We start from the raw sequence: 9779 nt of genomic DNA, 5'->3' as shown, positions 1-9779 counted from the left end.
GCCCCCGCCCCTCAGGACACCAGGGACACCAGGGACACCAGGGACGCCAAGGCCTCCAGCCCCCCGCCCGCGCCGCCGGCCCCCGATGTGGGCGCCACCGCCGCCTGGGTCAATCCGCCAACCGAGCCTCCCCCGGAAACTCCCCTGGCCTGCGTGGGCGCCCACCCGGCCTATCTTACGTTGCCGGTGTGCGTCGTGGCCCAGCGCATGGGCCTGCTCAAAACCGCCAAAACCTCCCCTGGAGCTGGGACCCCCGCCGGGGCCGGGGGCCCTGCCGGGGCCGGGGGCCCTGCCGGGGTTGGGAACCCTGCCGGGGCCGGGGGCCCTGCCGGGGTTGGGAACCCTGCCCGAACCGGAGGTCCTGCCGGAACCGGGGGTCCTGCCGGGATTGGAGGCACCACGGACACACCTCCGGGCCCGGATGGGACCGGCGCGCCGGCCCCAATCCTGCCGGATCCGACGTTCACCGCACCGACCGAAAGCGCGACGGCCGACCCTGGCGCGGCCGCGTCCACCGCTCCGCCTCCTGCATTCGCGACCGAGGCGCAACCCTCGGCTCCAGGCCCCGCGAAGTCGTCTTCCAGCCGGTCCCTGGGCCCCCTGCCCGAGGGCGCCGAGGAAGCGCTGGCCGCCGCCCGTGCCGCGCGCGAGGAAGAACGGCGCGCCGCCCAGCGCACGAACGACCGCTCCACGGCCGGGGCCAGCGACCAAGGGGGGGGCTCGTTCTCGTTCTTGTCCTTGCTGGGCTGGATCGGTATCGGTCTGGCCAGCCTGGTGGGCGTGGTCGGGCTGTGGATCGGAATCTCGATCTTGTTGTTGCGCCTGAAGGTGCGCAAGGCGGCCGAGGAAGACGACCCCTACGTTGCCTATTACGACGCCGTCGAGCCCATGAACGACGCCGCCCCCAAGGAAGGCGGGCGCCGCGACGGCCTCTTGCCCGACGACGGGCAGGCCCTTGTCTCCTTCGAGGAAGAAGAAGAACCCGCCCCGGCCGTTTGAGGACCGCGCGGCGCGGCCGGATCCCCACACGGCCGGAGCCATGCGCCGGCCATGGGCTTCAAACGCTAGAACGCGCCGGCAAGCCCCTTGGCGGCCAGGCATGCTTCCAAGGTGTTGTCCAGCAGGCACGCGATGGTCATCGGCCCGACGCCCCCCGGCACCGGGGTGAGGGCTCCGGCCACCTGGAAGGCCGAGTCGAAATCCACGTCGCCGACCAGACGCCCCTTGGCTTCACCGGGAGCGGGAGGCAGGCGGTTGATGCCCACGTCGATCACCACCGCGCCCGGCTTCAACCAGGCGCCGGGCACGAACCCGGGCCGCCCCACCGCGACAACCACGATATCCGCGCGCCGGCATACCTCGGCCAGGTCGCGGGTGCGCGAATGGGCGATGGTGACGGTGGCGTTGGCCGCCAGCAGGAGCAGGGCCATGGGCTTGCCAACAATGGCCGAGCGTCCGATGACCAGGGCCTCGCGCCCGGTCAGGTCGCCAAGGGTTTCCTTGAGCAGCATCAGGCAGCCGCGCGGCGTGCACGGCACGGGGGCCGGTTGTCCCAGGGCCAGGCGCCCGACGTTGACGGGATGAAAGCCATCCACGTCCTTGTCGGGATCAATGGCCAGCAAAACCCGGTTTTCGTCGATCCCGGCCGGCAGCGGAAGCTGGACCAGGATGCCGTGAATGAGCGGGTCGGCGTTCAGCGTGGCCACGAGGTCCAGCAAGGCTTCCTCGCTGGTGCCGGCGGGCAGGCGGTGCACGACGGAATGGAATCCGGCGGCGCGGGCCTCGCGTTCCTTCGAGCCCACGTATACCTGACTGGCCGGGTCCTCGCCCACCAGCACCACGGCCAGTCCGGGAACCACGCCGTGAGCGTCGCGCAGGGCCGCCGTGCGCTGGGCAACACGCGCGCGCAAACCGGCGGCGAACGCCTTGCCATCAATCAGTTGGGCCGTCATGGCGGATCTCCTTGTACGCGGCGGGGAATGCGTCACGCCCGAAGGGATGGGCGGACGCAACGGTTTCGAGTCTTTCCTGAGTGCGATGGTATCCACCCTGGACGAATGCGGATCAAGCGGGTAAACAGCGAACCTCCCAATCACAAGGACCGGCCTGCCATGTCGCGCACTCCCAAGCCTTTCCCGCCCGGTGATCCTCGCGACTCGTTGATCTTGACCATCACCTGTCCGGACGGTTTTGGCATCACGGCAGCCGTCAGCGGGTTCCTGTACAGTCAAGGCGCGTTCACGACCGAGGCGGCGTATTACAGCGATCCCGATACCGGCCGGTTTTTCATGCGGACCGTGTTTCGCTCCGATACGCCGGGCCTGCTTTCCGCCAATGCGCTGCGTGAATGCTTTGCGCCCCTGGCCGAACGCTATGGCATGACCTGGGAACTCGTTTCCGCCCGCGACCGGCCGCGCGTCGTCATCGCCGTGTCGCGCTTTGGCCATTGCCTCAACGATCTGGTCCACCGCTGGCGCTCGGAACAGCTGAACGTGGATATCCCCGCGATCTTGTCGAACCATCCCGACATGGCCCAGATCGCCGAGTGGCATGGGATCCCGTATCATTACCTGCCCGTGACCCGCGACACCCGCGAAGCCCAGGAAAAGGCGTTCCTCAAGATCATCGAGGAAAGCAACGCCGACCTGGTGGTGCTGGCCCGCTACATGCAAATTCTCTCGGACGATGCCAGCCGCATTCTGGCCGGGCGCTGCATCAACATTCACCACTCGTTCCTGCCCAGCTTCAAGGGGGCCAAGCCCTATCACCAGGCCCATGCCCGGGGCGTCAAGATCATTGGCGCCACCGCCCATTACGTCACCTCCGACCTGGACGAGGGCCCCATCATCGAGCAGGAAGTCGTTCGGGTGGATCACAAGCACAGCGTCGATGATCTGGTTTCGGCCGGCCGGGACCTGGAAACCATGGTGCTCGCCCGCGCCGTGCGCTGGCATGTCGAGCGGCGCGTCATGATCAACGGCACCAAGACCGTGATCTTCCGCTAGAGTCTGTCAGGGAAAAGCGAACTCCGCTTTTCCCGACACCCCGTTGCCCCCCTCGCCTTCCCGCCCCTCCGCCTGAAACGGGCATCAGGGGGCACGGGGAGGGGGCCCGGCGCCCGCGCGCGGCCCCCTCCCCCGGAACAGCCGCTCTCCCCGGGCGAACCGGGCCGCCCTCCCTGCTCCAGGCGCGAAGCCCCACGGCGCTTTCCGTGGCGCGCGCCCGATCCCCGGTCGAGGGAAGCCGTAACGCCCGGATTCGGCCGCCCCGAAACAGCTTGCGCGTTTCCTTTGCGGATCTCCCCGCGCCAAAAGGGCTTGCCGCATGGCTGAAATCCCCGGAATCCACGCCCGGACGGGCAACGGAGCGAACAAAAACGCCCTTCTCGTCGGCACGAAGGCATGAACCTGCCTATTCCATAACCGGGAAAATCCCTCTACCGTGCCGCCGCAACAGGCCCTCTTTCCATAACCTCATGGATTGGCCTATGTTTTCATCGCCCCCCGGAGCCGGCGCGGTTCCCGAGGCGGGGGCAAGGCTGGTCGTCTTCCCCCGACCGGGGGAAAAAGGCGGCTGTTTCCAACCGCTAACCGGATCGGGGGTAGAGGAATGAAGCTGATCATGGCGATCATCAAGCCCTTCAAGCTCGACGAAGTGCGCGAGGCATTGGGCCAGTTGGGGATCCAGGGGCTCACTGTCTCGGAGGTCAAGGGCTTCGGACGTCAGAAAGGCCAGACGGAAATCTACCGTGGCGCCGAATACCAGGTGAATTTCCTGCCCAAGGTCAAACTTGAAATCGCCGTGCGCGACGACTTGGTCGACCGGGCCATGGAAGCCATCTCGGCCGCGGCGTGCACCGACAAGATCGGAGACGGCAAGATCTTCGTTTACGGACTGGAACACGCCGTGCGCATCCGTACCGGCGAGACGGGCAACGATGCCCTCTAGGAATAAAGGCTACTCCATGAGATTCGCCAACAGACCCTTGCCGGTGGCGGGGCTGAGCTTGCTGTTCGTGGCCTTGGCCCTTCCGGCCCTGGCCCAGGACATGGGTCTTCCCCCGGCGGAAACGGGGCTGCCTACCGTTGCCCAAACCACCGCCGCCGCCGAGGCGACGGTCGCGCTGGACGCCTTCCGCAACGAAGTCAGCTATATCTTCAATTCCTTTTCGTTCCTCCTCCATGGCGCGCTGGTCATGTGGATGGGCGCCGGTTTCGCCATGCTGGAAGGCGGGCTGGTGCGCTCCAAGAACACCGCCATGCAGATGTTGAAAAACATCACCGCCTATTCGGTGGCCGGCATCATGTTCTACATTGTCGGCTACAACTTGATGTATGTTAATGTCAACGGGGGCTTTATCGGCACCCTGGCATTCCTGTTCGAACCGGGGTCGGGCCCCGATCTGGCAACGGGTCATTCCCCGACCAGCGACTGGTTCTTCCAGATGGTGTTCGTGGCCACCGCCGCGTCCATTGTCTCGGGAACCCTGGCCGAGCGCCTGCGCTTCTGGTCGTTCATGATCTTCACCGCCGTGCTCACGGGTCTGATCTACCCCATTCAGGGGGCCTGGCAGTGGGGACACGGCTGGCTGTACCAGGCCGGGTTCTCGGACTTCGCCGGCTCAACCCTCGTGCACTCGGTGGGCGGCTGGGCGGCCCTGGTCGGCGCCGTTTTGCTGGGCGCGCGACGGGGCAAGTACTCCCTGGATGGCCGGGTCAACCCCATCCCGGGCGCCAACCTCCCCATGGCGACCCTGGGCACCTTCATCTTGTGGCTGGGCTGGTTTGGCTTCAACGGGGGATCCCAGCTGGCCCTGGGCTCCGCCCAGGACGCCTGGTCGATCTCGAACATCTACGCCAACACCAATCTTGCCGCGGCGGCCGGCGTGGTCGCGGCCATCATCATGACCCAGGTGCTCTACGGCAAGGTTGATCTGACCATGACCTTGAACGGAGCCCTGGCCGGCCTGGTGTCGATCACCGCCGAGCCCTTGATGCCCACGCCCCTTCTGGCGATTGGCATTGGCGCGGTGGGCGGTGTTCTGGTGGTGCTGGCCGTGCCCCTGCTCGACCGTCTGCGCATCGACGACGTGGTGGGCGCGATTCCCGTGCACCTGGGGTGCGGCATCTGGGGAACGCTGGCCGTTCCCCTGTCCAATCCCAACACGACCTTCCTCACCCAGCTCCTGGGCGTGGCCTCCATTGGCGCCTTCGTGGTGGCGTGCAGCATCGTGGTCTGGCTGGCGTTGAAATTCACCGTGGGCCTGCGCTGCTCGGAGGAAGAGGAAAACATCGGCCTTGATAAGTCGGATCTCGGGTTGGAAGCCTACCCTGAGTTCGGACACGGCCATAAGGGCCTCTAAAAAGCCCTGCTCGTGGGGAGGAGGAAGTCTCCTCCCCACTTCCCCACACTGAAGTAGAGATTCTTTTTTCGAAGATCTGACCACTCCGGACAAAAATGGTCGGATTTTAGATATTTCCGTTTTTATTTTCTTTTCTCGGGAAAGGCGGCACCCTCTCTTCGGGGTTCCCTCCAAAAAAGAAAACCGCACCTTGGAATAACCGGGTGTACAATCAAACCGGGAGAGCGCGCCGCCCGGGTCTGATGCAGGACACCTTGCGCTCCTGGCCCGGAACCCGACACCCGATACCCGAGACCCGGGCGCAAAGGGGAAACCGCGGATGATCCGCACCAGTCGCAAGGGGGGCCATCCCCGATGATCTCCGCCGACGACAGGAACGACGTCCTGGTTTTTCAAGACGAGACGGCGGATCATCAGCCGGACGGAGCCCCCCAGGCAGAGCCCTGGCTGATCTTGATCGCCGACGACGACCCCGAGGTTCACGCGATCACGCGCACCGTCTTGCAGCGGGTCCGCTTCAAGAACCGGCCCTTGCGCCTGCTTTCCGCCCATTCCGAAGCGGAAAGCCGCGACCTGCTGGCCCAGACCCCCGACCTTGCCGTTGCCGTCCTTGATGTGGTCATGGAGCACGAGGACAGTGGCCTGCGCCTCGTGCGCTACATTCGCGAAACCCTGGGCAACCGGATGGTGCGCCTTGTCCTGCGCACCGGCCAGCCCGGGCAGGCGCCGGAACGGGATCTGATCCTCAACTACGAAATCAACGATTACAAGGCGAAAACGGAACTGACGGCCAATCGCCTGTTCACTATTCTGATCGCCGCCTTGCGGGCCTATGGCGACCTGCGCGAGCTGGAGGAAAGCCGCGCCCACCTGCAAGGCGCCAACGCCTTGCTGGAACAGCGGGTGGCGGAACGCACCGCCGCGCTGGCCCGCTCCAACGCCGAGTTGGAGAGTTTCGCCTACGGCATTTCCCACGACCTGCAAGAACCCTTGCGCATGGTCCACAGCTACCTGACCTTGATCGAACGCCGCCTTGCGCCCGTCCTGGAGCAGGAGATCACCGAATACCTGGGCTTCGCCCAGGACGGCGCGCGACGCATGAGCGCGATGATCACCGATCTCCTGGAATATTCCCGCCTGACCGGCCGGCCCCCGGGTCAGGAAAGCGTGGCGCTCAGCCAGGTCTGGAAACGCGCCCTGGCCTCCCTGACCCTGGCCCTCGCCGAATCGAAGGCGCGTGTTGACCTGCCGGAAACCGACGCCCATGTGAGGGGCGACGAGGGGCAGCTGGCGCGGTTGTTCCAGAATCTGTTCGACAACGCGATCAAGCACCACCGGGCCGCCGCCCCCCCGCACATCGTGGTCCGGCTGGCCTGGGCCGATCCCCCCGATCGGCCCGCCTGGCGCATCGAGGTTGCCGACAACGGCCCCGGGATTCCGGTCTCGGCCGCCGACACGGTTTTCGCCTTGTTCCGGCGCCTGGATGGACAGAGCCCGGCGGCGGGATCGGGGGTCGGGCTGGCCTTGTGCCGGCGCATTGCCGAATTGCACAATGGCCGGCTCTGGCTCGCCCCCCCCACCCCTGGCACGGGCGCGCGCTTTTGCCTCGTGCTGCCGGCCCCCCCGGGCGGACCCGCGCCCCCTGGACAGCCCGGTCCCCCGGCCCCTATAACCGCTCCATGACGGAATCCAATCCATGAGCCAAGGCGGGACGCCTTTTTTGAAGATGCACGGGCTGGGGAACGACTTTGTCGTTCTCGATCTGCGGGCGCATCCGCTCGCCCTTTCGCCCGAGCGCGTCCGTGCCCTGGCCGACCGGCGCACGGGCATCGGCTGCGATCAGCTCATCACCATCGAGCCCCCCAGGGACCGGGGCGTGGCCTTCATGGGCATCCGCAACGCCGATGGCAGCGTGGTGGAAAGCTGTGGCAACGCGACGCGCTGCGTGGGGGCCGTGTTGCTGGCCGAAACCGGCCTGGCGACGCTGAACCTGGAAAGCCTGGGCGGTCCCCTGGTGGTCGAACGGGCCGAGAACGGCTTGGTTTGCGTCGACATGGGCCCCGCCCGCCTCGCCTGGGACGCCATTCCCCTGGCCCATCCGCAAGACACCCTGGCGCTCGACCTCTCGGTCGGGCCCCTGAGCGCGCCCTCGGCCGTGTCCATGGGCAACCCGCATGCCGTGTTCGTGGTTGACGATGTCGACGCCATCGACCTGCCGACCTGGGGGCCAACCGTTGAGCACCACGCCTTGTTCCCCAGGCGCACCAACGTTGAAATCATCCAGGCCCGGGCCGATGGCAGCGTGCGCATGCGGGTATGGGAACGGGGCGTGGGCATGACCCGGGCCTGTGGCACCGGCGCGTGCGCCGCGCTGGTCACCGCCGTGCGCCGGGGGCTGGTGCCCGAACGAAAGGCCCCCGTGGACCTGGACGGCGGACGCCTGTGGATCGAGTGGCGGGAGTCCGATGGCCATGTGCGCATGACCGGCCCGGCGACCCGGGTGTTTTCGGGCGTCCTGGATCCGGAGACGGGGTCGTGAGCGCGGCGCCTCCTCCCCAGGGTCCGCGCGTGGTCACGTTCGGCTGCCGGCTGAATACCAGCGAATCCGCCCTGATCCGGGAGCGCGCCGCCCAGGCGGGCCTCAACGACGCGGTGATCGTGAACACCTGCGCCGTGACCCGCGAGGCCGAGCGCCAGGCCCGCCAGACCATCCGCCGCCTGCGCCGCGACAACCCCGACGCGGTGCTGATCGTCACCGGCTGCGGCGCCCAGATCAACGCCAAGGCCTGGGCCGACCTGCCCGAGGTCGATCAGGTCCTGGGCAACCGCGAGAAGCTGGAAGCCGACCCCTACCGCGCCCTGGCCCGGACCAACGCCTCGGCCACCGCCCGACGGGTGGTGGTGGGCGACGTGTTCGCCGATCCACCGCCGCCGCCGGCCCACATGGGCGACCTGGAAGGCCGCAGTCGCGCCTTTTTGCAGGTTCAGCAGGGCTGCGACCATCATTGTACCTTCTGCGTCATTCCCCTGGCCCGGGGCCCCGGGCGCAGCGCCGCCACGACCCAGGTTGTCGAGCAGGTGACGCGCCTGGTCGACCTGGGCGCGCGGGAAGTGGTGCTCACCGGGGTTGACCTCGCGGCCTATGGCCAGGACCTGGGCGAGGAAGGGGGCCTGGGCGCCCTTGTCCGCCACGTGCTGGCGGCCGTGCCCGCCCTGCCCCGCCTGCGGCTCTCCAGCCTGGACCCGGTGGTCGTGGCCCGGGACGCGGTGTTGCTGGATCTGGTGGCGGACGAACCGCGTTTGATGCCTCACCTGCACCTGTCGGTCCAGGCCGGCGCCGATCTGATCTTGAAGCGCATGCGCCGGCGCCATTCCCGGGCCCAGGTCATCGCGCTTGGCCAGCGTCTGCGCGCCCTGCGTCCGGGCCTCGCCCTGGGCGCCGACCTGATCGCCGGCTTTCCCACCGAAACCGATGACCACCAGCGCGATACCCTGGCCCTCATCGCCGAGGCGGGTCTGACCCATTTGCATGTGTTTCCCTACAGCCCCCGGCCGGAAACGCCGGCGGCACGCATGCCTGCCGTCGCGGGCCCGGTCATCAAGGCGCGGGCGGCCGAGTTGCGCGAGGCGGGACGGCAGGCCTTCGCGGCGTACCTCACCAGCAAGGTCGGCTCGCTCGACCACGTTCTGGTGGAAACACCCGCATTCGGCCACGGGGAAGCCTACATTCCTGTCCGGCTTGACAGCCCGGCGGTTCCGGGCTCCCTGGTTCGGGTCCGGCTTCGGGCCGGGGACGGCACCACCTTGATCGGAGAAGCGGTTTCGTGAGCGACCACAACGCGCCGCGCCAGCGGCGGGGCTTCTGGGCCCGCATCCTTGGTCCCGTCACCTTTGACGAGGGCGAAACATTTCGAACGCGGCGGTCCCGGGCCGCTCCCCTGATCACCCGCCGGGCCGGGCCGGTGGTGCGCACCACCGCCGAACCGCCCCAGCCGCGCCCGCCACGCTGGGACCGGTCCAAGGGTTTTTGGGGCAACATCCTGGGGCCCGTCACCTTTGGACCGGCCTTCGCCCGCGCGCGGGCCGCGAATCAGACCCCGGCCCCCAAGCGCCCCAAGCCCCCCAGACACCGCCATAAGATCTGGCGCCCCGACCCGTGGGACTCCAGCAAGGGGTTTTGGGGCAATATCATTGGCCCCGTGACGTTCGAGCCGCCGCCGGCACCCGAGCCAGCCGCGCGCCGCCCCCTGCCTGCGCCCATCCCGCTTGAACGCCGGATGCCGCCGGCCCCCTTGCGTCCGACGCTCCCCGCGCCGGGCGCTCCGGTGGTTCCGGCGCCCGGCGTTGAAAAAACGACGCCCCGGGTCGAGCCGCAGGCTCGCGAACCCTTGCCAGTCGAGCCGCAGGCTCGCGGACC

Annotated in this window: 8 protein-coding genes and 1 pseudogene; 8 read left to right on the top strand and 1 reads right to left on the bottom strand. The window is 67.9% G+C overall.

Annotated elements, in window-relative coordinates; genetic code table 11:
• The coding region (locus ROR02_RS16675) for a hypothetical protein (protein ID WP_170245136.1) at window positions 1-999 on the top strand (999 nt) is incomplete at its 5' end.
• A 65-nt stretch (window positions 1000-1064) separates the two neighbouring features.
• On the opposite strand, the gene folD is transcribed toward ROR02_RS16675, so the two are convergent.
• Entirely contained in the window at window positions 1065-1952 is an 888-nt protein-coding gene (gene folD / locus ROR02_RS14630; RefSeq protein WP_147164785.1) for a bifunctional methylenetetrahydrofolate dehydrogenase/methenyltetrahydrofolate cyclohydrolase FolD, read from the bottom strand.
• A gap of 159 nt (window positions 1953-2111) precedes the next feature.
• Here folD and purU point away from each other — a divergent pair, with 159 nt between their 5' ends.
• From purU to ROR02_RS14595, 7 genes and pseudogenes are all read left to right on the top strand, one after another.
• Window positions 2112-3005 (top strand): formyltetrahydrofolate deformylase, encoded by an 894-nt coding sequence (gene purU / locus ROR02_RS14625; RefSeq protein WP_147164784.1) that lies wholly within the window; start codon window positions 2112-2114, stop codon window positions 3003-3005.
• Between the two features lie 604 nt (window positions 3006-3609).
• Window positions 3610-3948, top strand: coding sequence for a P-II family nitrogen regulator (locus ROR02_RS14620; RefSeq protein ID WP_147164783.1), 339 nt, complete (start codon window positions 3610-3612; stop codon window positions 3946-3948).
• Between the two features lie 16 nt (window positions 3949-3964).
• On the top strand, window positions 3965-5362 hold the full coding sequence (amt, locus tag ROR02_RS14615) for an ammonium transporter (protein ID WP_246135572.1): 1398 nt from the start codon (window positions 3965-3967) through the stop codon (window positions 5360-5362).
• Between the two features lie 354 nt (window positions 5363-5716).
• Window positions 5717-7045, top strand: a complete 1329-nt coding sequence (locus tag ROR02_RS14610; protein ID WP_147164782.1) for a sensor histidine kinase — start codon at window positions 5717-5719, stop codon at window positions 7043-7045.
• Between the two features lie 13 nt (window positions 7046-7058).
• Window positions 7059-7901 (top strand): diaminopimelate epimerase, encoded by an 843-nt coding sequence (gene dapF, locus ROR02_RS17275; RefSeq protein ID WP_147164781.1) that lies wholly within the window; start codon window positions 7059-7061, stop codon window positions 7899-7901.
• On the top strand, window positions 7898-9190 hold the full coding sequence (mtaB, locus tag ROR02_RS14600; RefSeq protein WP_147164780.1) for a tRNA (N(6)-L-threonylcarbamoyladenosine(37)-C(2))-methylthiotransferase MtaB: 1293 nt from the start codon (window positions 7898-7900) through the stop codon (window positions 9188-9190). Before dapF ends, mtaB begins: the two co-directional genes overlap by 4 nt.
• Window positions 9187-9779 (top strand): annotated as a pseudogene (locus tag ROR02_RS14595) (hypothetical protein); the annotation flags it as partial. The gene mtaB and the pseudogene ROR02_RS14595, both read left to right, overlap by 4 nt.

This window comes from Pararhodospirillum oryzae, from assembly GCF_007992075.1.
GTDB classification, from domain to species: domain Bacteria; phylum Pseudomonadota; class Alphaproteobacteria; order Rhodospirillales; family Rhodospirillaceae; genus Pararhodospirillum; species Pararhodospirillum oryzae.
The sequence above is the reverse complement of the archived record's forward strand: the minus strand, read 5'-3'. Positions and strand labels throughout refer to the sequence as shown.